This is a genomic window from Catellatospora methionotrophica, assembly GCF_011297335.1.
GTDB classification, from domain to species: Bacteria; Actinomycetota; Actinomycetes; order Mycobacteriales; family Micromonosporaceae; genus Catellatospora; species Catellatospora methionotrophica.
Genome location: NZ_JAAOTJ010000019.1, coordinates 15874 through 42300, shown reverse-complemented (window position 1 = coordinate 42300; position 26427 = coordinate 15874). Strand labels below are relative to the sequence as shown.

At 72.1% G+C, this 26427-nt stretch carries 26 protein-coding genes and 1 pseudogene; 26 read left to right on the top strand and 1 reads right to left on the bottom strand.

Features of this window, described 5'->3' with window-relative positions:
- The first annotated feature begins 121 nt into the window (after positions 1–121).
- The 16 genes and pseudogenes from mihF (at position 122) to HAV40_RS30485 (ending at position 15967) form a co-directional block, all read left to right on the top strand.
- Positions 122–436, top strand: a complete 315-nt coding sequence (gene mihF / locus HAV40_RS30560; protein WP_120320109.1) for an integration host factor, actinobacterial type — start codon at positions 122–124, stop codon at positions 434–436.
- A gap of 324 nt (positions 437–760) precedes the next feature.
- Positions 761–1375 carry a guanylate kinase gene (gene gmk, locus HAV40_RS30555; protein ID WP_166387385.1) on the top strand — a complete coding sequence of 205 codons (615 nt, stop codon included), beginning with the start codon at positions 761–763 and terminating at the stop codon, positions 1373–1375.
- A gap of 32 nt (positions 1376–1407) precedes the next feature.
- Entirely contained in the window at positions 1408–1674 is a 267-nt protein-coding gene (rpoZ, locus tag HAV40_RS30550) for a DNA-directed RNA polymerase subunit omega (protein ID WP_166387383.1), read from the top strand.
- A 7-nt stretch (positions 1675–1681) separates the two neighbouring features.
- On the top strand, positions 1682–2875 hold the full coding sequence (coaBC, locus tag HAV40_RS30545; protein ID WP_166387381.1) for a bifunctional phosphopantothenoylcysteine decarboxylase/phosphopantothenate--cysteine ligase CoaBC: 1194 nt from the start codon (positions 1682–1684) through the stop codon (positions 2873–2875).
- A gap of 133 nt (positions 2876–3008) precedes the next feature.
- Complete coding sequence (metK, locus tag HAV40_RS30540; RefSeq protein WP_166387379.1) at positions 3009–4199, top strand: methionine adenosyltransferase; 1191 nt, start codon at positions 3009–3011, stop codon at positions 4197–4199.
- A 272-nt stretch (positions 4200–4471) separates the two neighbouring features.
- Positions 4472–6373, top strand: coding sequence for a primosomal protein N' (locus tag HAV40_RS30535; RefSeq protein WP_166387555.1), 1902 nt, complete (start codon positions 4472–4474; stop codon positions 6371–6373).
- 163 nt (positions 6374–6536) lie between these two features.
- Entirely contained in the window at positions 6537–7094 is a 558-nt protein-coding gene (gene def / locus HAV40_RS30530; protein WP_166387377.1) for a peptide deformylase, read from the top strand.
- 3 nt (positions 7095–7097) lie between these two features.
- Entirely contained in the window at positions 7098–8024 is a 927-nt protein-coding gene (fmt, locus tag HAV40_RS30525; protein ID WP_166387375.1) for a methionyl-tRNA formyltransferase, read from the top strand.
- On the top strand, positions 8021–9478 hold the full coding sequence (locus HAV40_RS30520) for an RsmB/NOP family class I SAM-dependent RNA methyltransferase (RefSeq protein ID WP_239086848.1): 1458 nt from the start codon (positions 8021–8023) through the stop codon (positions 9476–9478). Before fmt ends, HAV40_RS30520 begins: the two co-directional genes overlap by 4 nt.
- 85 nt (positions 9479–9563) lie before the next feature.
- Positions 9564–10271 (top strand): ribulose-phosphate 3-epimerase, encoded by a 708-nt coding sequence (rpe, locus tag HAV40_RS30515; protein ID WP_166387373.1) that lies wholly within the window; start codon positions 9564–9566, stop codon positions 10269–10271.
- Positions 10268–11215 (top strand): annotated as a pseudogene (locus HAV40_RS30510) (GGDEF domain-containing response regulator); the annotation flags it as partial. The gene rpe and the pseudogene HAV40_RS30510, both read left to right, overlap by 4 nt.
- 269 nt (positions 11216–11484) lie before the next feature.
- Positions 11485–12573 carry a bifunctional diaminohydroxyphosphoribosylaminopyrimidine deaminase/5-amino-6-(5-phosphoribosylamino)uracil reductase RibD gene (ribD, locus tag HAV40_RS30505; protein WP_166387369.1) on the top strand — a complete coding sequence of 363 codons (1089 nt, stop codon included), beginning with the start codon at positions 11485–11487 and terminating at the stop codon, positions 12571–12573.
- A gap of 40 nt (positions 12574–12613) precedes the next feature.
- The gene (locus HAV40_RS30500; RefSeq protein ID WP_166387367.1) at positions 12614–13216 is read left to right on the top strand and encodes a riboflavin synthase; all 603 of its coding nucleotides are present in this window, start codon (positions 12614–12616) and stop codon (positions 13214–13216) included.
- A gap of 2 nt (positions 13217–13218) precedes the next feature.
- Positions 13219–14451: a bifunctional 3,4-dihydroxy-2-butanone-4-phosphate synthase/GTP cyclohydrolase II gene (locus HAV40_RS30495; protein ID WP_166387365.1), complete on the top strand. Its 1233-nt coding sequence runs from the start codon at positions 13219–13221 to the stop codon at positions 14449–14451.
- A complete protein-coding gene (gene ribH, locus HAV40_RS30490) occupies positions 14451–14924 on the top strand; it encodes a 6,7-dimethyl-8-ribityllumazine synthase (RefSeq protein WP_166387363.1) in 474 nt (157 codons plus the stop codon). Before HAV40_RS30495 ends, ribH begins: the two co-directional genes overlap by 1 nt.
- A gap of 134 nt (positions 14925–15058) precedes the next feature.
- A complete protein-coding gene (locus tag HAV40_RS30485) occupies positions 15059–15967 on the top strand; it encodes a GerMN domain-containing protein (protein WP_166387361.1) in 909 nt (302 codons plus the stop codon).
- A gap of 129 nt (positions 15968–16096) precedes the next feature.
- On the opposite strand, the gene HAV40_RS30480 is transcribed toward HAV40_RS30485, so the two are convergent.
- On the bottom strand, positions 16097–17044 hold the full coding sequence (locus HAV40_RS30480; RefSeq protein ID WP_166387359.1) for an NADP-dependent oxidoreductase: 948 nt from the start codon (positions 17042–17044) through the stop codon (positions 16097–16099).
- 229 nt (positions 17045–17273) lie between these two features.
- Between HAV40_RS30480 and HAV40_RS30475 the strand changes: the two genes are divergently transcribed.
- From HAV40_RS30475 to folP, 10 genes are all read left to right on the top strand, one after another.
- Positions 17274–17537, top strand: coding sequence for a phosphoribosyl-ATP diphosphatase (locus HAV40_RS30475; RefSeq protein WP_155370357.1), 264 nt, complete (start codon positions 17274–17276; stop codon positions 17535–17537).
- 109 nt (positions 17538–17646) lie between these two features.
- Positions 17647–18492, top strand: a complete 846-nt coding sequence (hisG, locus tag HAV40_RS30470; RefSeq protein ID WP_166387357.1) for an ATP phosphoribosyltransferase — start codon at positions 17647–17649, stop codon at positions 18490–18492.
- A gap of 188 nt (positions 18493–18680) precedes the next feature.
- On the top strand, positions 18681–19139 hold the full coding sequence (locus HAV40_RS30465; protein ID WP_166387355.1) for a PH domain-containing protein: 459 nt from the start codon (positions 18681–18683) through the stop codon (positions 19137–19139).
- A 350-nt stretch (positions 19140–19489) separates the two neighbouring features.
- Positions 19490–20065 carry a translation initiation factor IF-3 gene (gene infC / locus HAV40_RS30460; RefSeq protein ID WP_166387551.1) on the top strand — a complete coding sequence of 192 codons (576 nt, stop codon included), beginning with the start codon at positions 19490–19492 and terminating at the stop codon, positions 20063–20065.
- Between the two features lie 73 nt (positions 20066–20138).
- Complete coding sequence (gene rpmI, locus HAV40_RS30455; protein WP_120320124.1) at positions 20139–20333, top strand: 50S ribosomal protein L35; 195 nt, start codon at positions 20139–20141, stop codon at positions 20331–20333.
- Positions 20334–20373: 40 nt separating this feature from the next.
- Positions 20374–20745: a 50S ribosomal protein L20 gene (gene rplT / locus HAV40_RS30450; RefSeq protein WP_120320125.1), complete on the top strand. Its 372-nt coding sequence runs from the start codon at positions 20374–20376 to the stop codon at positions 20743–20745.
- Positions 20746–20753: 8 nt separating this feature from the next.
- Complete coding sequence (locus HAV40_RS30445; protein WP_239086847.1) at positions 20754–21566, top strand: TrmH family RNA methyltransferase; 813 nt, start codon at positions 20754–20756, stop codon at positions 21564–21566.
- A 388-nt stretch (positions 21567–21954) separates the two neighbouring features.
- Positions 21955–23046, top strand: a complete 1092-nt coding sequence (gene pheS, locus HAV40_RS30440; protein ID WP_166387353.1) for a phenylalanine--tRNA ligase subunit alpha — start codon at positions 21955–21957, stop codon at positions 23044–23046.
- 2 nt (positions 23047–23048) lie between these two features.
- On the top strand, positions 23049–25529 hold the full coding sequence (gene pheT, locus HAV40_RS30435; protein ID WP_166387351.1) for a phenylalanine--tRNA ligase subunit beta: 2481 nt from the start codon (positions 23049–23051) through the stop codon (positions 25527–25529).
- Positions 25529–26419, top strand: coding sequence for a dihydropteroate synthase (folP, locus tag HAV40_RS30430; RefSeq protein WP_166387349.1), 891 nt, complete (start codon positions 25529–25531; stop codon positions 26417–26419). Before pheT ends, folP begins: the two co-directional genes overlap by 1 nt.
- Positions 26420–26427: the final 8 nt, after the last annotated feature.

The window sequence follows — 26427 nt, the reverse complement described above, 5'->3', positions numbered from 1 at the left end:
AGTCACGCGGGTTGTCACCAGCAACGGGTGCCGAAGGTTAGCCACCGACTCAGGTGGGGAACCCGACGCACCACACGCCGGCGATCCCGTCGGCGTGACCAAGAGGACCTGAGGAGAACTGGTGCCGCTCCCGTCACTGACCCCAGAGCAGCGCGCTGCCGCGCTGGAGAAGGCCGCGGAGGTCCGCAAGGCTCGGGCTGAGCTCAAGGAGCAGCTCAAGCAGGGCAAGACCACCCTGGCCGCCGTGCTTGACCGCGCCGAGGGCGACGATGTCGTCGGCAAGCTCAAGGTTTCGGCCGTGCTGCAGGCGCTCCCCGGCATCGGCAAGATCCGGGCCACGCAGATCATGGAGAAGCTGAAGATCGCCGACTCGCGCCGCCTGCGCGGGCTGGGCGACCAGCAGCGCAAGGCGCTGCTGGCCGAGTTCGCGGCCTGAGCCGACGAACCTCGTCAGCGGAACAACCTCGTCGCGGACGGACGCCCCGTCCGCGGCGAACGGGCAGCGGTGTGCCGAGGCTCCACCGCCTGCCCACCGCAACGGGCCACCAGCCTGGCGTGAGTGACGCTCACACCATCGGGTGAGCGGGCCGTTGCGCAGATCGTCGCCCAGCGGCGCTGTCGAGTCGACAGCGCCGCTGGTTCGTTTATGCGGGCAGGAAGACCCCATCCGGGCCGGAACCCCCTGTCAGCTCCTGGTGACGTACTGCTCAAACAGGGGCCCGGCTGCCACCACCGCTCCCCGATTGGGTAGAACTTGAGAATGGAAGACGACGTACCGCTCGCCGCCAGAGTGGCCGCGCCCGCCCGCCTTACCGTGCTCTCCGGTCCCTCAGGTGTCGGCAAGGACGCCGTCATCGAGGTCATCCGCAAGCGTTCTCCCTGGGTATGGCTTTCCGTCTCGGTCACCACGCGCAAGAAGCGGGACTACGAGATCGACGGCAAGCACTACACGTTCGTCAACCGCACCGAGTTCGAGCGACTGGCCGACACCGGCATGCTGCTGGAGTGGGCCGAGTTCGCCGGCAACCTCTACGGCACACCGCGTGCCGCGGTCGAGGGCCGGATCGCCGCCGGCATCCCGGCCCTGCTGAAGATCGACCTCCAGGGTGCCCGCCAGGTCCGCGAGACCTGGCCGGACGCCCAGCTCGTGTTCCTCGCCCCGCCCAGCCGCGAGGAGCTGCGCCGCCGGCTCGTCGGTCGGGGCACCGAGAGCCCGGAGACCATCCGCCGCCGGCTGGCCCACGCCGACGAGGAACTGGCCGCCGAGTCCGAGTTCGACGTGACCGTCGTGAACGACTACCTCGAGCGCGCCGCGGACGAGTTGGTAGGATTGCTCGGTTCGCCGGCGCTCGCTGCTGCACGACCGCGCGTTTAGCGCCCGGCACTCTCTTAGACAAGGATTGACACGTGGCTGGAACCGTCGCCCACCCCGAAGGCATCACCAACCCGCCCATCGACGAGCTGCTCGACAAGACGTCGTCGAAGTACTCGCTGGTGATCTTCGCGGCCAAGCGTGCGCGGCAGATCAACGCCTACTACAGCCAGCTCGGCGAGGGCCTGCTGGAGTACGTCGGCCCGCTGGTCGAGACCACGCCGCAGGAGAAGGCCCTGTCGATCTCCATGCGGGAGATCAACGCCGGGCTGCTCACCGCTGAGCCGACCAACGAGGCCTGAGCCTGACGTGGCTCGCGTCGTCCTGGGTGTAGGCGGCGGCATCGCCGCCTACAAGGCGTGCGAGCTGCTGCGCCTGCTCACCGAGTCCGGTCACACGGTGCGCGTGGTGCCGACCGCGTCCGCGCTGCGCTTCGTCGGCGCGCCGACGTGGGAGGCGCTGTCCGGCCAGCCGGCCGCGACCGAGGTCTGGTCCGACGTGCCACAGGTGCCGCACGTCAAGCTCGGGCAGAGCGCCGACCTGGTGCTCGTCGTGCCCGCCACGGCCGACCTGCTGGCCAAGGCCGCCCACGGCATGGCCGACGACCTGCTCACCAATACGCTGCTCACCGCGCGCTGCCCGGTGGTGTTCGCCCCGGCGATGCACACCGAGATGTGGGAGCACCCGGCCACCGCCGACAACGTCGCCACCCTGCGCCGCCGCGGCGCGCTGGTCGTCGAGCCCGCCGTCGGCCGGCTCACCGGCAAGGACACCGGCAAGGGCCGGCTACCCGACCCGGCGCAGCTCTTCGAGGTCGCCCTGCGGGTGCTGGCGCGCGGCGTCGCGCCGCGCGCCGACCTCGCCGGACGCCACGTCGTGGTCACCGCGGGAGGCACCCGCGAACCGCTGGACCCGGTGCGCTTCCTGGGCAACCGCTCGTCCGGCAAGCAGGGGTACGCGTTCGCGCGCACCGCCGTCGCCCGCGGCGCCAGGGTGACGCTGGTGGCCGCTAACGTCTCCCTGCCCACGCCCGCCGGGGTGGACCTGGTGCGGGTGGGCACCACGGCCGAACTGCGCGACGCGGTGATCGGCGCGGCCGAGGAGGCCGACGCCGTGATCATGGCGGCGGCCCCGGCCGACTTCCGCCCTGCCGTGTACGCCGACCAGAAGATCAAGAAGACCGACGGCGGGAGCGCCCCGGTCATCGAGCTGACCACGAACCCGGACATCGCGGCCGAACTCGGCGCGGCCAAGCGCCCCGGCCAGGTGTTGGTGGCCTTCGCCGCCGAGACGCACGACGCGCTCGAACACGCCCGGGGCAAACTGGTCCGCAAACGCGCCGACCTGATCGTGGTCAACGAGGTCGGCGTGGACAAGGTCTTCGGGGCCGACCACAACGAGGCGGTCGTGCTCGGCGCGGACGGCTCGTCGCGCGAACTGCCCGCCCGCAGCAAGGACGATCTCGCCGACGCGGTCTGGGACCAGGTCGTCGCGCTGCTGTGACCACCGTCCCGTCCTGCGGACTCTCGGGCAGGGCTTGCGTCGCCGGGGCGTTGTAGGGAACTAGACTTTCGCCAGGACGCCGATGGCCTTACGGTCCATCCATCGTCATCAAGCGCTGTATTGGAGAAATCGAGTGGCACGTCGCCTGTTCACCTCGGAGTCGGTCACCGAGGGTCACCCGGACAAGATCGCTGACCAGATCAGCGACGGCATCCTGGACGCGCTGCTCGCCCAGGACCCGCGCAGCCGCGTCGCCGTAGAGACGCTGATCACCACCGGTCAGGTGCACGTCGCCGGCGAGGTGACCACCCAGGCGTACGCCGACATCCCGACCATCGTGCGCGACACGATCCTCGGCATCGGCTACGACTCCTCCAAGAAGGGCTTCGACGGCGCGTCCTGCGGCGTGAGCGTGTCGATCGGCTCGCAGTCGCCCGACATCGCCCAGGGCGTCGACAGCGCGCTGGAGCAGCGCTCCGGTGAGGGCGCCGACACCCTCGACGCGCAGGGCGCGGGCGACCAGGGCATGATGTTCGGCTTCGCCTGCTCGGAGACCCCCGAGCTGATGCCGCTGCCGATCGCGCTCGCGCACCGGCTGGCCCGCCGCCTCACCGCCGCCCGCAAGGACGGCGCGATCCCGTACCTGCGCCCCGACGGCAAGACCCAGGTCACCATCGAGTACGACGGCTTCAAGCCGGTGCGCCTGAACACGGTCGTCGTGTCCTCGCAGCACGCGCCCGACATCTCGCTGGAGTCGCTGCTCACGCCCGACGTGCGCGAGCACGTCATCGCGCCGGAGCTCGACGGCCTGGGCCTGGACACCGAGGGCTACCGGCTGCTGGTCAACCCGACCGGCCGCTTCGAGATCGGCGGCCCGATGGGCGACGCTGGCCTCACCGGCCGCAAGATCATCGTCGACACGTACGGCGGCTACGCCCGCCACGGCGGCGGCGCGTTCTCCGGCAAGGACCCGTCGAAGGTCGACCGTTCGGCGGCGTACGCGATGCGCTGGGTCGCCAAGAACGTCGTCGCGGCCGGGCTCGCCGAGCGCTGCGAGGTCCAGGTGGCGTACGCCATCGGCAAGGCCAAGCCGGTCAGCCTGTTCGTGGAGACGTTCGGCACCGAGACGGTGTCGGTCGAGCGCATCGAGCGCGCCATCGGCGAGGTCTTCGACCTGCGTCCCGCCGCGATCATTCGCGACCTGGACCTGCTGCGCCCGATCTACCAGCAGACCGCCGCCTACGGCCACTTCGGCCGCGAGCTGCCGGACCTGACCTGGGAGCGCACCGACCGCGTCGCCGACCTCAAGTCCGCCGTCAGCTGACCCACCCCGCCGGTGACCGACCCGCCCCTACCGGTGGCGTCACGCGACACCGGCAGGGCGCTCCGCGTCCCACTTTCCATAGACGCTGGCCTATTACATCGAGTTTGATCTACAAATTCTCGATGTAATAGGCCAGCGTCTATTTTAGGGGGCGGCGTGGGACGGGGGAGGTGGCCGGGGGAGTCGGAGGGGTCTGGTAGGACTTCCTGGTGACTGTGCGCCCGAGACGTGACCGTGAGCCGGCTGAGCGCCTGCCCGTCGCGCGGGTGTGCGTGGACGTGCCGCTGCCGCACCTGGACCGGACGTTCGACTACCGGGTGCCGTCCGACCTCGACGTCAAGGCGTGGCCGGGGACACGGGTGAAGGTGCGGTTCAGTGGGCAGCTCGTCGACGGGTGGCTGCTGGACCGGGTCGAGGACACCGCGCACGAGGGGCGGCTGTCGTGGCTGGAGAAGGTCGTCTCGCCCGAGCCGGTGCTCGACCCGCAGGTGCTGCGCGCGGCCCGCGAGGTCGCCGACCGGTACGCGGGCAGCCTCGCCGACGTGCTGCGCCTGGCGGTGCCGCCCCGGCAGGCGAAGGTCGAGGCCGAACCGGCGCTGCCCGTGCCGCAGGGCCGGGTGGCCGAGCCGCCGCACGAGGGCTGGCAGCGTTACCCGGCGGGGGAGGCGTTCCTGCGGGCGCTGGGCGAGGGCCGCGCGCCGCGGGCCGTGTGGTCGGCGCTGCCGGGGGAGCAGTGGCCGGACCGGATCGCCGAGGCCGTCGCCGCGACGCTGCACGCGGGCCGGGGCGCGGTGGTCGTGGTGGCCGACGCGCGTGACCTGGACCGTCTGGACACCGCGCTGCTCGCGCTGCTCGGGCCGGACCGGCACGTGGCGCTGTCGGCGGCGCTGGGGCCCACCGAACGCTACCGCCGCTTCCTGCGGGCCCGGCGCGGCCAGGTGGCGGCCGTCGTCGGGACCCGGTCGGCCGCGCTGGCGCCCGTGGCGGACCTGGGGCTGGTGGCGATCTGGGACGACGGCGACGACCTGCACGCCGAGCCGCGTTCGCCGTATCCGCACACGCGGCAGGTGCTGCTCACCCGCGCGCAGCAGCAGGACGCGGCGGTGCTGGTGGGCGGGTTCGCGCGGACCGCCGAGGCGCAGCTGCTGCTGTCGACGGGGTGGGCGAAGGAGATCGCGGCGAACCGTGACCAGTTGCGCCGGTACGCGCCCGTGGTGCTGCCCGCCGACGACAACCAGCTGGCGCGGGACCCGGCGGCGGCGTCGGCCCGGCTGCCCAGCGCCGCGTGGCTGGCGGCCCGCGACGCGCTGGCCGCCGGTGCGCCGGTGCTGGTGCAGGTGCCCCGGCGGGGGTACGTGCCGGCGGTCTCCTGCCAGGAGTGCCGCGAGCGGGCCCGCTGCGCGCACTGCGCCGGTCCGCTGGCGCTGGGCAGTGCCGCCGGCGTGGCCACGTGCCGCTGGTGCGCCCGGCCCGCGGCGGGGTGGGCCTGCCCGGCGTGTGGCGGGCGGCGGCTGCGGGCCGCGGTGACGGGCGTGCGGCGTACGGCAGAGGAGCTGGGCCGGGCGCTGCCCGGTGTGCCGGTGCGGACGTCGGGGCGCGACGCGGTGCTGGCCACGGTGCCCGCCGAGGCGGCGCTGGTGCTGGCCACGCCGGGCGCGGAGCCGGTGGCCGAGGGCGGTTACGGCGCGGTGCTGCTGCTGGACGCCTGGGCGCTGCTGACCCGGGCCGATCTGCGGGCGACCGAGGAGGCGGCCCGGCGCTGGTTCAACGCGGCGGCGCTGGCCCGCCCGGCGGGTCGGGGCGGCAAGGTCGTCGTGGTGGCCGACAGCGGCCTGGCCACGGTGCAGGCCCTGGTGCGCTGGGATCCCGCCTGGCTGGCCGAGCGGGAGCTGCGGGAGCGGCGCGAGCTGGGCTTCCCGCCCGCCGCGCGGCTGGCCTCGCTGACCGGCCAGGCGGCGGCGGTCGACGAGCTGCTGAACCTGATCGCCCTGCCGGAGGGCGTACAGGTGCTCGGGCCGCTGCCGGTCGGCGAGGACGAGGAGCGCATGCTGCTGCGCACCGGCCGCGCCGGGGGCCTGGCCCTGGCCAAGGCCCTGCACGACGCCGCCGGCGTCCGCAGCCTGCGCAAAGCCCCCCACCCCGTACGGATCCAGCTCGACCCGCACGAGCTCTGACCCTCCCGGCGCACGGGGCGGCATCCGGGTGATCGGCGTGAGGTGTGATGTGCGGCGTCGAGAACAGGACAAAGCCCTCGGCGCGCGACCGATCGTGCAGGCGGGCACGGGGCACTCCGTAGACTGATCAGCACTGCCCTTCGTATTCGAGGAGACGACCCCTGTGACCGTCCAGCCCATCCGACTCTTCGGGGATCCGGTGCTGCGCACCGCCGCCGACGAGGTGGTCACCTTCGACAAGGAACTGCGCGGCCTCGTGCGCGACCTGACCGAGACCATGCGCGACGCCGGAGGCGTGGGACTGGCCGCGCCGCAGATCGGCGTCGGGCTGCGGGTGTTCAGTTTCGACGTGGACGACGTCGTCGGCCACCTGGTCAACCCGGTGCTGCACTTCCCCGACGAGGAGGAGATGGACGGCGACGAGGGTTGCCTGTCCGTGCCGGGGCTGTACTACGACACCAAGCGCCGCAAGAACGTGATCGCCAAGGGCTTCAACGAGTCCGGCGACCCGCTGCAGATCGTCGGCACCGGCCTGATGTCGCGCTGCATCCAGCACGAGACCGACCACCTCGACGGCGTCATCTTCATCGACCGCCTCGACATGGCGTCGCGCAAGACCGCGCTGCGCGACATCCGCCGGGCAGAGTGGTACGACCCGACGCGCACCGTCGTCAAGGTCTCCCCGCACGCCGCGCCGAGCCCGTTCGGCCTGGGGAGGTAGCCCGTGCGCCTGGTCTTCGCCGGCACACCCGAGGTGGCGCTGCCGTCCCTGGACGCCATCGAGAAGTCCGGCCACGAGCTGCTGGCCGTGGTCACCCGCCCCGACGCGCCCTCGGGCCGGGGGCGGCGCATGGTGCGCTCGCCCGTGGCCGCGTGGGCCGACGAGCGCGGCATCGAGGTGCTCACCCCGGCCCGGCCGCGTGAGCCCGAGTTCCTGGACCGGCTGCGCGAACTGGCCCCCGACTGCGTGCCGGTCGTCGCGTACGGCGCGCTGGTGCCGCCGGTCGCGCTGGACATCCCCGTACACGGCTGGGTCAATCTGCACTTCTCGCTGCTGCCCGCGTGGCGTGGCGCGGCCCCGGTGCAGCACGCGGTCTGGCACGGCGACGAGTTCACCGGCGCGGCGGTGTTCCAGCTGGAGGCGGGCCTGGACACCGGGCCGGTGTTCGGCACGCTGACCGAGACGATCCGTCCCCGCGACACCTCCGGCGACCTGCTGGAGCGGCTGGCCGTGGACGGCGCGGGCCTGCTGGTGACGGTGCTCGACGCGATCGGCGCGGGCGCGGCGCGCGCCGTGGCGCAGCCGGTCGACGGCATCACGCTGGCTCCGAAGATCACGGTCGAGGACGCCGAGGTGCGCTGGGATTCCCCCGCGTTCGCGGTGGACCGGCGGGTGCGCGCGACCACGCCCGGACCGGGTGCGTGGACGACGTTCCGGGGGGAGCGGGTCAAGCTCGGACCGGTGCTGCCGGTGGCCGACGGGCCCGCGCTCAAGCCGGGCGATCTGCTGGTCGAGAAGCGCCGGGTGCTGGTGGGCACCGCCACCACGCCGGTGGAGCTGGGTGAGGTACGTGCCGCGGGCAAGAAGCCCATGTCGGCGGTGGACTGGGCCCGTGGGGTCCGTGTCGAGGGTGAGGACAGTTTTTCGTGACATCGTTCCGCGGGGGCAGCAGCTCCGGTGCGGCAAAGCCGCGCCAGCACGACCGCGACGCCCGGGGCGGGCGCGGTCCACGGGCCGGGCGGCCCGCGCACGACCCGTCCCGGATGGCGGCGTACCAGGCGCTGCTGGCGGTGCACCGCGACGACGCGTACGCGAACCTGGTGCTGCCGGGGCTGCTGCGTGAGGCGGGCCTGTTCGGCCGGGACGCGGCGTTCGCGACCGAGCTGACCTACGGCACGCTGCGCGCCCGGGGCACCCTCGACATGATCATCGCAGCGGCCGCGGACCGCGACATCACCCGCATCGACCCGCCTGCGCGGGACGCGCTGCGCCTGGGGGCGTACCAGGTGCTGCACACGCGGGTGCCCGCGCACGCCGCCGTCGCCTCCACGGTCGACCTGGTGCACGCGGTCGCGCCGGGCGCGGCGGGCTTCGCCAACGCGGTCATGCGCCGCATCGCCGAGCGCGACCTGGACTCCTGGCTGGCCCAGGTGGCACCGTCCGAGCAGGAGAACCCGGTCGGCCACCTCGCGGTCACCGAGAACCATCCGGAATGGATCGTACGGGCGTTCCGCGAGGCGCTCGGCGGCGATCTCACCGAGACCGCCCAGCTCCTGCACGCCGACAACGACCGGCCCGAGGTGCACCTGTGCGCCCGGCCCGGCCGCGCCGACGCGATCGAGCTCGCCGAGGAGGTCGGCGGGCAGCCCGGCGCGTTCTCCCCGTACGCGGTCTACCTCGGCGGCGGTTCGCCGGGTGAGCTGGTCGAGATCAAGACCGGCCGGGCGCACGTGCAGGACGAGGGCAGCCAGCTGGTCGCCAGCGCGCTGATCGACACCGCGCTGGACGGCCGCGACGAGCGCTGGCTCGACCTGTGCGCCGGTCCGGGTGGCAAGGCGGGCCTGCTGGCGGCGCTGGCCGCCCAGCGCGGCGCGCACCTGACCGCGGTCGAGATCACCGAGCACCGGGCGAACATGGTCGCCAACGCGGTGCGCGGCCTGCCCGCGACCGTCGTCTGCACCGACGGGCGCAGCGTCGGCGCGGACCGTGACCTGCCGGAGGGCGGGTTCGACCGGGTGCTGGTCGACGCGCCGTGCACCGGCCTGGGTTCGCTGCGGCGGCGGCCGGAGTCGCGCTGGCGGCGGCAGCCCTCGGATCTGCCCCCGCTGACCAAGCTGCAGCGCGAGCTGATCACCGCGGCGCTGCGCGCGGTGCGGCCCGGCGGGCTGGTGGCGTACGTGACCTGCTCGCCGCACCTGGTGGAGACCCAGGTCAGCGTCACCGAGGCGGTGCGCCGATCCGGAATGGACGTCGCGTTCGTCGACGCCCGGCAGTCCCTGCCGTCCGGTATGCCCGGACTCGGCGACGGGCCGACGGTGCAGTTGTGGCCGCACCGGCACGGCACCGACGCCATGTTCCTGGCCCTGCTGCGCCGCAACGCCTGAACGACCTGATTTCCCCTCCCGTCGTCCGACGGCGGGAGGGGGACGCGGCGAGCGAATCGCGCTTCACGCTCCGTAAGCTGATCGTGTGACGCCCGACATCATCATCGCCCCCAGCATCCTCGCCGCCGACTTCGCGAATCTCGCCGCCGCGGCGCACGCGGTGGAGGGCGCGGCGGACTGGCTGCACGTCGACGTGATGGACAACCACTTCGTGCCGAACCTGACCATCGGCCCGCCCGTGGTCGCCAGCCTGCGCCGGGCCACCGGCATCCCGTTCGACTGCCACCTGATGATCGAGGACCCGAAACGCTGGGCTCCGGCGTACGCGCAGCTCGGCGCGTACAACGTGACGTTCCACGCGGAGGCCTGCGACGACCCGGTGGCGCTGGCCAAGGACCTGCGCGCGGCCGGGACGCTGGCCGGGCTCGCGGTGGACCGGGACACCCCGATCGAGCCGTACCTGGAACTGCTGCCGCACTTCGACACCCTGCTGGTGATGACCATCAAGGCGGGCTTCGGCGGGCAGGCCTTCATGCCCGAGATGCTGGCCAAGGTGCGGACCGCGCGGCGGCACGCCAACGCCGGTCACCTGGACATCCGCATCGAGGTCGACGGCGGCATCGCCGACGACACCATCGAGGCCGCCGCCGCGGCGGGGGCGGACGCGTTCGTGGCCGGAACCGCGGTGTACGGAGCCGACGATCCCGCGCGGGCCTGTCGTAAACTGCGTGCTCTGGCGGAGGCGTCCCGCGTTCGTCAGACCACATCGGACAGTGGGGGCAGGACAGTTTGACCACCGAGCCGCAGGCAGCCGGTCAGGCCGAGGTGATCCTGGTCGTCGACGACGACCCGGACATCGTGCGCGTGGTCGAGGTCAACCTGCGTCTGCACGGGTTCGACGTGATGACCGCGCACAGCGGCCCGGAGGCGCTGGCGCTGCTCGAGGACCGCAGGCCCGACCTGGCCCTGGTCGACCTGATGATGCCCGAGATGGACGGCCTGGAGCTGACCCGGCGGCTGCGCGCCGACCCGATGGTCACCGCGCTGCCGATCATCGTGCTCACCGCCAAGGCGCTCACCTCCGACAAGGTCGCCGGCCTTGCCGCGGGCGCGGACGACTACATCGTCAAGCCGTTCGACACCTCCGAGCTGATCGCCCGGGTGCGTGCCACGCTGCGCCGCAACCAGGAGGCGCGGGAGGTGTCCCCGCTGACCGGCCTGGCCGGCAACACCCGCATCCTGCGCGAGATCGCCGACCGGCTGAAGGCGGGCGACGACTACGCCGTCTGCTACGTCGACATCGACCGGTTCAAGAGCGTCAACGACGTGTACGGTTTCGGCCGCGGTGACCAGTTCATCAGTGCGCTGGCCCGTTCGATGCGCCGGGCCACGGTGTCGGTGGGCCTGCCCCCGGCCTTCCTGGGCCACGTCGGCGGCGACGACTTCGTGGTGGTCTGCCACCCGTCGCAGGTGCAGGAGATCACCAGCTACGCGATCTACGACTTCCAGCGGGCCTCGGACGCGCTGTACGACCCGATCGACTCCTCCCGCGGCTACCTGGAGGTGGTCGACCGGCGCGGCATCGTGTTCGAGGTCAACCTGGTCACACTGTCCGTCGGGGTGGCGCTGTCCACCAGCCGGGTCTTCGGCCACCCGGGCGAGGTCGTCGCGGTGGCGTCGGAGATGAAGGCGGCGGCGAAGAAGTACAAGGGCAACTACGTGGCCCTGGACCAGCGCTCGGACCGCCCGCAATCCGTCCAGGACCCGTTCGGCCCGCTGCCCCGGCGGCGGCCCGCCGAGGACCAGCCGCCCGCCCTGCCCCAGCAGCGCGTCACAGAGAGCGACACCGCCGCCGAAACCGGCCCGCACGCGTGACACACTGGCGTGCCGGTCAGGCACACCCTGCCTGACGGCGCAGCCGAGCGGTGCCGTCCGCGGCGAGACCCAGGACGACATCGCGCAATACCGCGGATGCGGCGAGCACGACAGCGCAGGAGGATGGGCGGATGGGTCAGCTACCCGCGGTCAGCCCGGCCGAGGACAAGGCGATGGCTCGGGCGATCGAGCTGGCCGCGCGCGGACTGGGCACGACCAGCCCGAACCCGGTCGTCGGCTGCGTGCTGCTGGACGCCGCCGGGCACGTGGTCGGCGAGGGCTTCCACGCGTACGCGGGCGGCCCGCACGCCGAGATCGTGGCCCTGGCCCAGGCCGGTGAGAAGGCCCGCGGCGGCACCGCCGTGGTGACCCTGGAGCCGTGCAACCACACCGGCCGCACCGGCCCGTGCGTGCAGGCGCTGATCCGCGCGGGCGTGTCCCGCGTCGTGATCGCCGTGGACGACCCCAACCCGCTGGCGGCGGGCGGCGAGCAGACCCTGCGTGACGCCGGGATCGAGGTGCTGACCGGCGTACGCACCGCCGAGGCCGAGGACGGCAACATCGCCTGGCTGACCTCCGTGCGCCGGGGACGGCCGTTCGTGATCTGGAAGACCGCCTCCACCCTCGACGGGCGCTCCGCGGCCGCCGACGGCACCAGCATGTGGATCACCTCCGAGGCGGCCCGGATGGACGTGCACCGGCTGCGCGGCACCGTCGACGCGATCATGGTCGGGGTGGGCACCGTGCTCGCCGACGACCCCCGCCTGACCACCCGTGACCTGCGTACCGGCAGCCTGGCCATCCGGCAGCCGCTGCGCGTGGTGATCGACTCGGACGGGCGTACGCCCGCGGGCGCCCGGGTGCGCGACGGCGCCGCGCCGACGCTGATCGCCACCACGGCCCTGCTCGGCGGGGACGAAGAGGGCAGGGTGGACCTACGCGCCGTGCTCAGTGAACTGCACCACCGCGGCATCCGCAGCGTGCTGCTCGAAGGCGGCCCCCGGCTGGCCGGAGCGTTCCTGGCCGCGGGCCTCGTAGACTTGATCATCTCGTACGTCGCGCCGAAACTGCTCGGGGACGGCCCGGCCGCGCTCGTAGGTGCGGGGGTGACGACCATCACGGACGCCATCGACCTCGAGGTGCTAGATGTTGACCGGGTTGGGCCTGATCTGCGCCTGACCGCACGGCCGCGCGCGAGCGCGGACAGCGGCACTTTGTGACACGGCCGGACGCCAGTCGCCGGCACGCGAGGAGGAACCAGTGTTCACCGGCATCGTGGAAGAGCTCGGCGAGATTGTGAGCCTGGCCTGGGAGGGCGACGGGGCCAAGGTCACCGTACGCGGCCCGGTCGTCGTCACCGACGCCAAGCACGGGGACTCGATCGCCGTCAACGGGGTCTGCCTGACCGTCATCTCCACCACGGGCGACACCTTCGAGACCGAGGTCATGAAGGAGACGTTCGACCGCAGCTCGCTCGGTTCCCTCGCCCCTGGCGAGCGGGTGAACCTGGAGCGCGCGGTCACCGCCGCGACCCGGCTGGGCGGGCACATCGTGCAGGGCCACGTCGACGGCGTGGGCACGATCGCCTCCAAGAAGCCCGGCGGCGGCTGGGAAGATGTCCGGATCCTGCTCCCGGAGGGCATGTCGCGGTACATCGTGGAGAAGGGGTCGATCACCGTGGACGGCATCTCGCTGACCGTGGTCGCGGTCGACGACGAGTCCTTCACGGTGAGCCTGATCCCGACCACGCTGGAGCTCACCACGCTCGGCCGCAAGCAGCCCGGTGCGCTGGTGAACCTGGAGGTCGACGTGATCGCCAAGTATGTCGAGAAGCTGGTCGCAGCGCAGCGGGGAGCAGAGTGAACATGGTACTCAACACGATCGAGGACGCCATCGCGGCCATCAAGGCCGGTAAACCGGTCATCGTGGTCGACGACGAGGACCGCGAGAACGAGGGCGATCTGATCTTCGCGGCCGAGCTGGCCACGCCGGAGCTGGTCGCCTTCACCGTGCGCTACACCTCGGGCTACATCTGCGTGGCGATCACCGAGGAGGAGGCCGACCGCCTCGAACTCCCGCCGATGTACTACACCAACCAGGACCGCCGCGGCACCGCGTACTGCGTGACCGTCGACGCCCGGGAGGGTGTGTCCACCGGCATCTCGGCCGCCGACCGCGCCCGTACGCTGCGGCTGCTCGGCCAGGCCGCGACCAAGCCCACCGACCTGGCCCGGCCCGGCCACGTGGTGCCGCTGCGCGCCAAGACCGGCGGGGTGCTGCGCCGCCCCGGGCACACCGAGTCCGGCGTCGACCTCGCCCAGCTCGCGGGCCTGCACCCGGCCGCCGCGATGTGCGAGATGGTCAACGACGACGGCACCATGATGCGCCTGCCCGACCTGCAGCGCTTCGCCGCCGAGCACGAGCTGGTGCTGATCAGCATCGCCGACCTGATCGCGTACCGCCGCCGTACCGAGCAGCTGGTCAGCCGGGTCGTCGAGGCCCGCCTGCCCACCGAGTACGGCGACTTCACCGCCGTCGGCTACCACGCCACGCACGACAACGCCGAGCACGTGGCGCTGGTCTACGGCGAGGTCGGCGACGGCCAGGACGTGCTGGTCCGGGTGCACTCGGAGTGCCTGACCGGCGACGTGTTCGGCTCGGTGCGCTGCGACTGCGGCCCACAGCTGCAGGCTGCGCTGCGCAAGGTGGCCGAGGAGGGCCGCGGCGTGGTGCTGTACGTGCGCGGGCACGAGGGCCGTGGCATCGGCCTGCTGCACAAGCTGCAGGCATACCAGCTCCAGGACGCCGGGCGGGACACCGTCGACGCGAACCTCGACCTGGGTCTGCCCGCCGACGCCCGTGACTACGGCACCGGCGCGCAGATCCTCTACGACCTGGGTGTGCGCACCATGCGGCTGCTCACCAACAACCCGGCCAAGCGCGCCGGGCTGGAGGGGTACGGCCTGCAGGTGACCGGCCGCGAGTCGCTGCCGATCCGCCCGCACCCGGAGAACCTGCGCTACCTGCGCACCAAGCGCGACCGGATGGGCCACGACCTGGACCTGTCCGGGCTGGACGACCTGGAAGGGCTGAGCTGATGGCCGGTCACGGCGCCCCCGTTTCATCGACCGTGGACGCGACCGGGCTCAGCCTGGGCATCGTCGCCACCCGCTGGCACGCCGACCTGGTGGAGCAGATGCTCGATCGGGCGCAGGCCGCGGCCAAGGCGTGCGGTGTGGCCGACGTGCAGGTCGCCCACGTGGCGGGCTCGGTCGAGCTGCCCGTGGTGGCGCAGGCGCTGGCCCGCCGCCACGACGCGGTGGTCGCCCTCGGCGTGGTCATCCGTGGCGAGACGGCCCACTTCGAGTACGTCAGCTCCTCGGTCACCGAGGGCCTGACCCGCATCGCGCTGGACGAGTCCACCCCGGTCGCGCACGGCGTGCTCACGGTGGACACGCTGGAGCAGGCCCGCGACCGGGCCGGGCTGCCGGAGTCCAGTGAGGACAAGGGCTGGGGCGCGGTCCTGGCGGCCCTCGACGCCGCCGTGACCCTGCGCGCCCTCGCGCGCTGACCTGACTGAAGCGCGCTGACCTGACCGAAGGAAGGGCACCTTCCTAACGGACGTCCGTTAGGAAGGTGCCCTTCCTTCGTCCTTCGCCTGTTCGGTGGGTGGCGAGGGTTGACGGGTGGACGTACACCTGAGGTATGTCTGCGCTGAGGTTCCGTGTGCTGCTGCCGGTCGCGCTCGTCGCGCTGTCGGCCGCGTGCACCCCCGCCACACCCTCACCGGACCCCACGGGGTCAGCGGCGCCGTCGGCCTCGGCCGCGCCGGGCACCACCGCACCCACCCCCGGCGCACCGGGCTCCACCACCGAACCCGCCCCGCCCGCGAACACGGCCGGCGCGCTGGCCGTCTACTACCTGGCCAACGACCGCGGTGAGCCGAAACTGGTCCGCGAGTTCCACCGGCTGTCCACCGGCGACGGCTCGGTCGCGGCGAAGGTCAAGGCCGCGGTCGCCGAGATGCTCGACGGCCGCACCGCGTACGACCCCGACTACTCCAGCATGTGGCCCGCCAGCGCCCGGGTGCGCGGCGTCACCGTCTCCGGGGACACCGTGACCGTCGACCTGGCCGGGGCGCGGATCAACGGCGACGCGGGCTCGTTCGCCGCCCATCAGGCGGTGCAGCAGCTGGTGTGGACCGCGACGGCGGTCAGCGGCAAACCCAAGGTGCGCATCCACCTCGACGGCAAGCCCGTCGACGAGCTGTGGGGCCACGTCGGCACCAGGGACCCGCTGCGGCGCGCGTCGGCGTCGGGCACGCTGCTGCCGGTGTGGCTGATCGACCCGCAGGAGGGCGCGACGGTGCCCAAGGACTTCACCCTGCACGTGGCGGGCATGGTCTTCGAGGCGACCATGAACTACGAGGTCCGGCGGGGGACCACGGTGGTCCGCGAGGGCTTCGTCACCCTCGACGCGGGCGGCCCGGCCCAGGGCGAGGCGAAGCTGAGGCTGTCGCTGCCGGCCGGCACGTACGTGATCGAGGTCTTCGACATCTCGGAGAACGACGGCGCGAAGATGTTCGTCGACAACCACACCGTCACGGTCAAGTGATGGACCGGCGCGCGGCTCCTGTTCCGCCGCCGCACTGAAGATCGCCGTTTCGGGTCATGATCTGGCGTTCAACCGCAGATCATGACCCGAAACAGCGATCTCGACGGGAGGGCCGCGATGCGGGTCCGCTCAGTCGACGGTCAGGACGATCTTGCCGGAGGTCTGGCCGGTCTCGCCCAGCTCGTGCGCCCGTGCCGCCTCGGCGAGCGGGAACGTCGCGGCGACCAGGGGACGCAGGTGGCCCGCGTCGACCAGTGCGGCGACCTCCTCCAGTCCGGTGTGGTCGGGCTCGACGAGCATGCCGGTGCCGCGTACGCCCAGGGCCTGTGCTTTTCGGGCGGTCTCGGCGGCGCTGCCCGCGTTGAGGATGCCGACGAGGATGCCGCCGGGGCGCAGCGTGTGCAGCGAGCGGTCCTCGTAGTCGCCGCCGACCGTGTCCAGCACCACGTCGACGTCCTGCGCGACCTGCACGAAGTCGTACGCCGTGTAGTCGATCGGCTCGTCCACGCCCAGTTCGCGCAGCAGGCCGTGCTTGGCAGCGCGGGCCGTGCCCAGCACGTACGCGCCCCGGGCCTTGGCGACCTGCACCGCGATGTGCCCGACCCCACCCGCGGCGGCGTGCACCAGCACCCGCTGCCCCTCGGCGAGCTGGGCCGTGTCGATCAGTGCCTGCCAGGCCGTCAGCGAGGCCAGCGGCAGCGCCGCGGCGTGCACATGGTCGAGTCCGGCGGGCTTGCGGGCCAGGTGCCGCGACGGCGAGGTGACGTACTGCGCGTACGCGCCCGCGGCCTGCGGGAAGCGCGGCATGCCGAACACCTCGTCGCCGACCGCGAACCGGGTCACCCCGGCGCCGATCTCCACGACCTCGCCGGACACGTCCCAGCCCACCGTGAACGGCGGATCGCCGACCGCGCCGCCGCGCGTACGCACCTTCCAGTCCACCGGATTCACCCCGGCCGCGCGTACCCGCACCAGCACCTCGGTCGGCCCAGGGGAGGGCCGGTCGACCTCCACGAGCTGGAGCACCTCGGGCCCACCGAAGCTGTCCTGGCTGATGGCCACCATCCGTTCACCCATACCTGCCATGATTCCCCGTCCTCCGCACCGCCGGGGCGATTCCATGATCGCTGTCCTGTGTCGAAGGGTGGGGTCGAACCGCAGCTTTCGACACCAGACAGCGATCTTGGATCGGGCCGGTGAGCCGACCCGGCCCGTGAGCGACCGGGCGGGGCGGCGGATCGTCCCAGCATGTGCCGTGCGGGCGGGCGGTGCGGGTGGGACGGGTGGGGTCGGGCAGAATGAAGCCGTGAAGACGTTCGAGGAGCTGTTCGAGGAGCTGCAGGCCAAGGTGGCCGCGGGTGACCCGGCCTCCGGCACCGTCAAGGCGGTCACCGCCGGGGTGCACGCGGTCGGCAAGAAGGTGGTCGAGGAAGCGGCGGAGTCCTGGATGGCCGCCGAGCATGAGGGCCCCGAGCGGGCCGCGGAGGAAATCTCCCAGCTCCTCTACCAGACCCAGGTGCTGATGCTCGCCTCCAACCTCACCCTCAAGGACGTCTACCGACATCTGTGATCCCGCCCCGGTTCCCTCCGGGTTGATCATGAACCACGGCGCGACTCGACGGTGAGCCGCGCTCGGCTCTCATGATCAACTAGCCTTGATCACAGAGACGAGTCAAGAGATGCTTCGCATTGCCGTGCCCAACAAGGGCACCCTGTCCAAACCCGCCTCCGACATGCTGCGCGAGGCCGGATACCGCCAGCGCGGCGACGACCGCGACCTGGTGTGCGTCGACGCCGACAACGGGGTCGAGTTCTTCTACCTGCGCCCGCGTGACATCGCGGTGTACGTCGGCTCCGGCGACCTCGACCTGGGCATCACCGGACAGGACCTGCTGGTCGACTCCGGCGCCCCGGTCAGCGAGCTGCTGCCGCTGGGGTTCGCCCCGGCCACGTTCCGGTTCGCCGCGCCGCCGGAGACCGTCCGGGACGTGCCCGACCTCGCCGGTCGCCGGATCGCCACCGCCTACCCGGGCGTCGTCGAGCGTTTCCTGGCCGACCACGAGATCAAGGCCGACGTCGTACGGCTCGACGGCGCGGTGGAGAACGCGGTGCGCCTGGGCGTCGCCGACGTGATCGCCGACGTCGTCGCCACCGGCGGCACGCTGCGCCAGGCCGGGCTGGTCCCGGTCGGCGAGCCGATCCTGGTCTCCGAGGCGGTGCTGGTCGGCCGCCCCGAGGGCGAGCGCAACGGCGCGGTCAACCAGCTGCTGCGGCGGCTGCAGGGCGTGCTGGTGGCCCGGCGGTACGTGATGCTCGCCTATGACGTGCGCGCCGACCGGCTGGAGGGCGCGGTGGCGCTCACCCCGGGCATCGAGTCGCCGACGGTGTCGCCGCTGCACCGCGAGGGCTGGGTCGCCGTACAGGCGATGGTCATGCGCACCGAGGTGCACCGGATCATGGACGAGCTGTACGACCTCGGCGCCCGCGCCATCCTGGTCACCGACATCCACGCCTGCCGCCTGTAACCCCGGATCGCGCCCGGACCGCGGCCGACATCCGCGGTCCGGGGAGCGCCGGCCCTCGCCCCGTCCCCGCATAGACGCTGGCCTATGACGTCGAGTTCGATCGCGAAAAAGTCGATGTCATAGGCCAGCGTCTATGGAAGGCCGTGGCGGTGACACCCGGTCACCGGGCGCGTGGCAGACTCGGGCGGGTGAGTAGTGAGGGACAGCGGTTCAGTTTTCGGCCCCAGCGCACCCGGACGGTGTGCATCGTGGCCGCGGTGGTGGTCGTGGTGCTGTTCGCCGTGATCGGGACCGCGTTGACCGAGGTGGGCGAAGGGGTTTTCCGCAAGGGTGACCAGTACGCCATGATCGGTCTGGGTGTGGTCTTCGCCCTGGGCATCATGGCCGTGGCCCGGCCGCGGGTCGAGGCCGACGCCGACGGCGTGCGGGTCCGCAACATCCTCGGCGGGTACGAGCTGCCCTGGGGTGCGGTGCGCGCGATCACCTTCGAGCGCAACCAGCCCTGGATGAGCCTGGAGCTGGAGAACGACGACGCCGTCTCGGTGCTGGCCGTGCAGCGGGTCGACAAGGAGTACGCCGTGCAGGCCGTCCAGGCGATGCGGGCGCTGCGCGCGGCGGCCCGGGAAGAGCAGCCCGCGGCCGCGTGAGCTGAGCCATACCGTCACCGCCCGGCGGACGCAATCCCGGGTTGTGGTAATCTTTGCCAGTCGACCTTTCCGGTTGCCCGTGATCATGCCTTGAGCGTGGTCCGGCACTCCGGAGGCAAGCGGAGCGCCTGCTCCCACCCGATCGCCTTGAGCGGTTCGGGTCCGGTCACCTGATGAAGGACTTTCGTGTCCTGATCTCGGGTCGTGCACTTGGCGTGCACCCAGACCGGTCGAGCGGGCCCAGGCTATCTGCCTGGGCCTTCTGCTTTCGGTCAGACGCCAAGCGCATCGCCGCGCATACGGCGGTGCGGAACACGATTGAGGGAGGCCACATCAGCGTCGAGCCACGCATCAACGATCAGATCAGGGCACGTGAGGTCCGGCTGGTCGGCCCCGAGGGCGAGCAGGTGGGCATCGTCCCGCTGGAGCGCGCCCTGCAGTTGGCCGCCGATGTCGATCTGGATCTGGTCGAGGTTGCGCCCATGGCACGCCCGCCGGTCTGCAAGCTCATGGACTTCGGCAAGTTCAAGTACGAGAGCGCGCTCAAGGCCAGGGAAGCCCGGCGTAACCAGCAGCAGACGGTCATCAAGGAGATGAAGCTCCGGCCGAAGATCGACTCGCACGACTACGAGACCAAGAAGGGTCACGTCGTGCGGTTCCTCAAGGCCGGGGACAAAGTCAAGGTGACGATCATGTTCCGCGGTCGCGAGCAGAGCCGCCCGGAGCTGGGCTTCCGCCTCCTGCGCAAGCTGGAGGAAGAGGTCGCGGAGGTCGGTTTCGTCGAGTCGTCGGCGAAGCAGGACGGGCGAAACATGATCATGGTGCTCGCGCCGCACCGCAGCGTGAAGCTCGCCGGCCGCAAGGGCGACGAGGGAACCGGTGCGGAGGCCGAGGAGGTCCTGGCCGAGCCCTCGGCGCAGGCCTGACGACGCTCGATTTGGGCACCTGCCGCACAGCCCCCGCTGTGCGGCGAGATTCTGCAACAGGGGAGAACTTCCTATGCCGAAGATGAAGAAGCACAGCGGCATGGCCAAGCGGGTCAAGGTGACCGGCTCTGGCAAGATCATGCGCGAGCAGACCGGTCTGCGCCACCGCCTGGAGGTCAAGTCCTCCAAGGAGACCCGTAGCCTCAGCGGCACGGTCCCGGTGGCCAAGGCCGACGAGAAGCGCATCAAGAAGATGCTCGGCCGCTGACGCGCGCCTTTTAGACGGAAACCTTTAAGGAGAAGCTGATATGGCACGCGTCAAGCGGGCGGTCAACGCCCAGAAGAAGCGCCGGACACTGCTCGAGGCCGCCAGCGGTTACCGCGGCCAGCGCTCCCGCCTGTACCGCAAGGCGAAGGAGCAGATCCTCCACTCGATGCAGTACGCCTACCGGGACCGCAAGGACCGCAAGGGCGACTTCCGGCAGCTGTGGATCACCCGCATCAACGCGGGCGCTCGTGCCAACGGCATGACGTACAACCGCCTCATCCAGGGCCTCAAGCTCGCCGGTGTCGAGGTGGACCGCAAGATCCTGGCCGACCTGGCCGTCAACGACGAGGCCGCGTTCGCCGGCATCGTCGCGGTGGCCAAGAAGGCCGTCGCCGAGGCTCAGGCCGCCTGAGTCCGTCGGTGACGCAGCACTTCCATCGACCCGGGGACCCGCTGTTCACGCAGCGGACTCCCCGGGTCGTTGCCGCTGTCAAGCTCCACCGCCGCCGCGACCGCGAGAAGGCCGGCCGCTTCCTGGCCGAGGGCCCGCAGGCGGTCAGGGAAGCGCTGGAAGCCGGTGCGGTACGCGAGATCTTCGTGACCGAGGACGGCCAGGCCCGGCACCGCACCCTGCTGCGCGGCGCGAACCTCTCCGTGGTCACCGACGAGGCCATGGCCACACTCGCCGACACGGTCACCCCGCAGGGCGTCATCGCCGTCTGCGACCTGCTCGACGTGCCCCTCGACGCTGCCCTGGCCCGCGCGCCCCGGCTCGTCGCGGTCGCCGTCGAGATCCGCGACCCCGGCAACGCCGGAACGGTGCTGCGCACCGCCGACGCCGCGGGCGCCACCGCCGTGATCTTCGCCGGCGACGCCGTGGACCCCTTCAACCCCAAGTGTGTACGCGCTTCCGCCGGCAGCCTGTTCCACCTGGACGTGGTACGCGCCCCCGACGCCGCCGCGACCCTGGCCGCCCTGCGCGAGGCGGGTCTGCGCACGCTGGCCACCTCCGGCTACGGCGCGACCGACCTCGACGATCTCGCCGACGACGGCTCGCTGGCCCGGCCGACCGCGTGGCTGTTCGGCTCCGAGGCGCACGGCCTGCCCGACGACCTGCGCGACGCCGCCGACGCCGCGGTCCGCGTCCCCATCCACGGCCGCGCCGAGAGCCTCAACCTCGCTGCGGCCGCCGCCGTCTGCCTCTACGCCTCCGCCCGCGCGCAGCGCCCCTGAGGCGCCGCAGCCGCCCCACCCCGTCTCGCTCCGCCTCGACCCGCCCCGTTTTTCATAGACGCTGGCCTATTACATCGAGTTTGATCTGCAAATAATCGATGTGATAGGCCAGCGTCTATGAAAGTGGAGTGCGTGTGGCGCGGGACGTGACCCGTGGAACGGGGGCGCGGGGCGGGCGGGTGGGGCGGTATGCTCCGGGGCGAGAACCTGTCGAGAGGGAAGAACTGTCATGGTGCGCCGTTCCTTTAGTCAGCCCGCCGGTGGCGGGCGGCGGAACTGACTGCGCTCAGCTCTTCCTCTCAGGTCGCACCGGTGGGCGGCGGCGAAGCCGCGCGTGCCCGTCCTGGGCCTATGCCTAGACTGATCCGGTTGCCGATCTGGAGTTCTGATGACATACCGTCACGATCCGTACGACCCGAAGCAGGCCGCGATGCTCGATCCGGCCGCGCTCGACGACGCCGTCGCCGCGGCGGACAAGGCCTTCGCGGATGCCGCCGACCTTGACGCCCTCGCCGTGCAGAAGGCCGCGCACCTGGGCGACCGCTCCGCGGTGTCGCTGGCCCGCCGCGAGATCGGCGCGCTGCCCCCGGCCGCGAAGTCCGAGGCGGGCAAGCGCGTCAACGAGTCCCGCACCGCGATCCAGGCCGCGTACGACGCGCGCCTGGTGATCCTGGAGGCCGAGCAGGCCCAGCGGGTGCTCCAGACCGAGGCCGTCGACGTCACCCTGCCCTGGGACCGCCGCCCCCGTGGCGCCCGCCACCCGCTGACCACGCTGATGGAGCGGGTCGGCGACCTGTTCATCGGCATGGGTTACGAGATCGCCGAGGGCCCCGAGGTCGAGCTGGAGTGGGCGAACTTCGACGCGCTCAACATCTCGCCCGACCACCCGGCCCGTGGCCTGATGGACACGTTCTGGGTGAAGGCCGCCGCGTCGGCGACCGGGGCCACCGAGTCGGGGCTGGTGCTGCGTACGCACACCTCGCCCGTGCAGGCGCGGACCATGCTGAGCCGCAAGCCGCCGATCTACGTGGTGGTGCCGGGCAAGGTGTACCGCACCGACGAGCTCGACGCGACGCACTCGCCGGTCTTCCACCAGGTCGAGGGCCTGGTGGTGGACAAGGGCATCACGATGGCGCACCTCAAGGGCACGCTGGACCACTTCGCGAAGGCGATGTTCGGCCCGGACGCGCGCACCCGCTGGCGGCCGCACTACTTCCCGTTCACCGAGCCGTCGGCCGAGTTCGACGTGTGGTTCGCCGAGCACCGCGACGGCCCGCGCTGGGTCGAGTGGGGCGGCTGCGGCATGGTGAACCCGAACGTGCTGCGGGCCTGCGGCATCGACCCGGACGTGTATTCCGGGTTCGCGTTCGGCATGGGCATCGAGCGGACCCTGATGTTCCGCAACGGCCTGAGCGACATGCGGGAAATGATCGAAGGCGATGTGCGGTTCACCCGCGCGTTCGGCATGGAGGTGCACTGACCATGAAGGTTGGACTGTCATGGCTGCGTGAGCATGTCGAGCTGCCCGCCGACCTCACCGAGTCCGATCTCGACGTCGCGCTGAACGACCTCGGCATCGAGGTCGAGGAGATCGCCGACCAGCGCCACTCGGTGCAGGGCTCACTGGTGGTCGGCAAGGTGCTGACCATCGAGGAGCTGACCGAGTTCAAGAAGCCGATCCGGTTCTGCACCGTGGACGTCGGCCAGGCCAACGGCACCGGCGCGCCGCAGGAGATCGTCTGCGGGGCCCGCAACTTCGCCGAGGGCGACCGTGTCGTGGTGATCCTGCCCGGCGGCGTGCTGCCCGGCGGCTTCGCCATCGGCGCGCGCAAGACGTACGGCCGCAACTCGCACGGCATGATCTGCTCCGCGGCGGAGCTGGGCCTGTCCGGCGACCACGACGGCATCATCGTGCTGCCCGAGTCGGTGACCGCGCAGCCGGGCGACGACGCGCGCGCCGTGGTCGGCCTGGACGACATCGAGGTGCACGTCACGGTTACGCCCGACCGCGGATACCAGATGTCGGTGCGTGGTCTGGCCCGCGAGCTGGGGCACGCGTTCAAGGCGCGGTTCACCGATCCCGGTCTCGTGCCCGCCCCGGCGGGCACCGCGGCTCCGGCGTGGCCGGTGACCGTCCAGGACATCCAGGGCTGCGACCGGTTCGCCGCCCGGCTGGTGCGCGGGATCGACCCGTCCGCGCCGACCCCGGACTGGATGGCCAAGCGGCTGCTCACCGCCGGAGTGCGTACGCTGGGCCTGGCCATCGACATCACCAACTACGTGATGCTCGAACTCGGCCAGCCGATGCACGCCTTCGACGCCGACCGGATCACCGGCGGGCTCGTGGTGCGCCGCGCGACCGAGGGGGAGAAGCTCACCACCCTGGACGGGCAGGCCCGCGTGCTGTCCGCCGAGGACATGGTGATCTGCGACGACACCGGTCCGATCTCGCTGGCCGCCGTCATGGGCGGGCAGACCTCGGAGGTCGTCGACGGCACTACGAACGTGTTGTTCGAGGCGGCGCACTGGGATCCGACGATGGTCGGGCGCACGGCGCGGCGGCACAAGCTGTTCAGCGAGGCCGCCAAGCGCTGGGAGCGCGGCGTCGACCGGCAGCTGTGCCTGGTCGCGATCGAGCGTGCCGTCCAGTTGCTGGTCGAGCACGGCGGCGGCACGGCGGGCGAGGAGGTCCTCGACCTGAACCACCCCGGCGACCCGACCATGATCTCGATGGCGGCGACCGAGCCCCGCCGGCTGATCGGCGTGGACTACTCCGTCGACCGGATCGGTGACCTGCTCACCGAGGTCGGCTGCGACGCGGCGGTGTACGACGACCGGGTCGACGTGATCACCCCGTCCTGGCGGCCCGACCTGCGCCAGCCCGCGGACCTCGTCGAGGAGATCGTCCGGCTGGACGGCTTCGAGAACGTGCCCAGCGTGCTGCCGATCGCCCCGCCCGGCCAGGGCCTGACCCCGTCGCAGCGCCGCAAGCGCTCGGTGGGCCGGGCGCTGGCCGAGCACGGCTACGTCGAGGTGCTGTCGTACCCGTTCGTGTCGCCGAGTGCGTTGGTCACCCTGGGGCTGCCGACGGACGCGGTGCGGCTGGCCAACCCGCTGTCCGACGAGGAACCGCTGATGCGGACGAGCCTGCTGCCGCCGCTGCTGACCGCGCTCAAGCGCAACGTCGGCCGCGGGCAGCGCGACGTCGCGCTGTTCGAGCAGGGCCTGGTCTTCCTGCCGGACCTGTCGGCCGGGGTGCCCCCGGTGATGGGTGTGGCGGGCCGTCCCGACCCGGCGCTGTGGGAGAAGGCCAACGCCTCCGTCCCGGTGCAGCCGTGGCACGTGGCCGTCGTGCTGGCCGGGGAGTTCGAGCGCTCCGGCTGGTGGGGTCCCGGCCGCGCGGCGTCCTGGTCGGACGCGGTGCAGGCCGCGCGCGAGGTGCTGGCCGCTGCGGCCGTGCCGGACGCGTCGATCGGCGTCGCGGCCGTACAGCAGGCGCCCTGGCACCCGGGGCGGTGCGCCGCGATCTCGGTCGACGGCGCCGTCGTCGGGTACGCGGGCGAGCTGCACCCGGCCGTCTGCGCCGCGCTGGACCTGCCCAAGCGCACCTGCGCGATGGAGCTGAACCTGGACGCGGTGCCGCTGCCCAAGCCGACGCCGCCGCCGGTGTTCTCGACGTTCCCGCCCGCGCTCATCGACGTGGCGCTGGTGCTGCCGTCGGAGGTGCCCGCGGCGCAGGTCGAGGCGGCGCTGGCCGAGGGCGCGGGGCAGCTGCTGGAGTCGGTGCGGCTGTTCGACGTGTACACGTCCGAGCAGCTCGGGGCCGGTCAGCGCTCGCTGGCGTACAAGCTGACGTTCCGTGCGCCGGACCGGACGCTGACCGTCGAGGAGGCGGTCGCGGCCCGGGACGCGGCGGTGGCCGTCACGGCGCAGCGCTTCGGCGCGGTCCTGCGCGGCGCCTGATGTTCGTCCCCGACATCGCCGCCGCCAGGCGGGTCATCGCCGGACGCGAGTTCGACTTCGACCGTCAGGTCGCGGTGATGGCGGTGGTGAACCGGACCCCGGACTCGTTCTACGACAAGGGGGCCACGTACGCGCTCGACGCGGCGGTCGCGGCAGTGGATGCCGCGGCCGCCGCGGGCGCGGACTGGATCGACATCGGCGGGGTCAAGTTCTCCCCCGAGGGCGGCGAGGTCCACGCCGACGTCGAGCTGGCGCGGGTGCTGCCGGTGGTGCAGGCCACCGTCGAGCGGCACCCGCACCTGGTGATCAGCGTGGACACGTTCCGCGCCGACGTGGCCCAGGCCTGCCTGGACGCGGGCGCGCACGTCGTCAACGACACCACCGGCCTGCACGACCCGGCGCTGGCCGACCTGGTCGCCGCCCGCCCGCACACCCAGCTCATCGTCACGCACAGCCGGGCCAGGCCGCGCACCCACTTCCCGCGCCCGCAGTACGCCGACGTGGCGGCCGAGATCGCGGACTTCCTGCGGTCGCGGGTCGCGGTGGCACTGGAGCGGGGCGTACGCCCGGAGCAGATCGTCATCGACCCGGGCCACGACCTGAACAAGAACACGTTCCACACCCTGGAACTGACCCGGCGGCTGCCCGAGATCGCCGCGGTCGGCTACCCGATGCTGGCCGCGGTGTCCAACAAGGACTTCATCGGCGAGACCCTGAACCGCCCGCAGGGCGAGCGCCTGTCCGGCAGCCTCGCCGCCGCGGTGGCCGCGATCATGCTCGGGGCCCGGATCGTACGCATGCACAACGTGCGCGAGTCCGTCGACGCCGTCCGCATGACCGAGGCGATCCTGGGCTGGCGGCAACCGGCCTACACCGTCCACAACATGTGAGGTCAGCG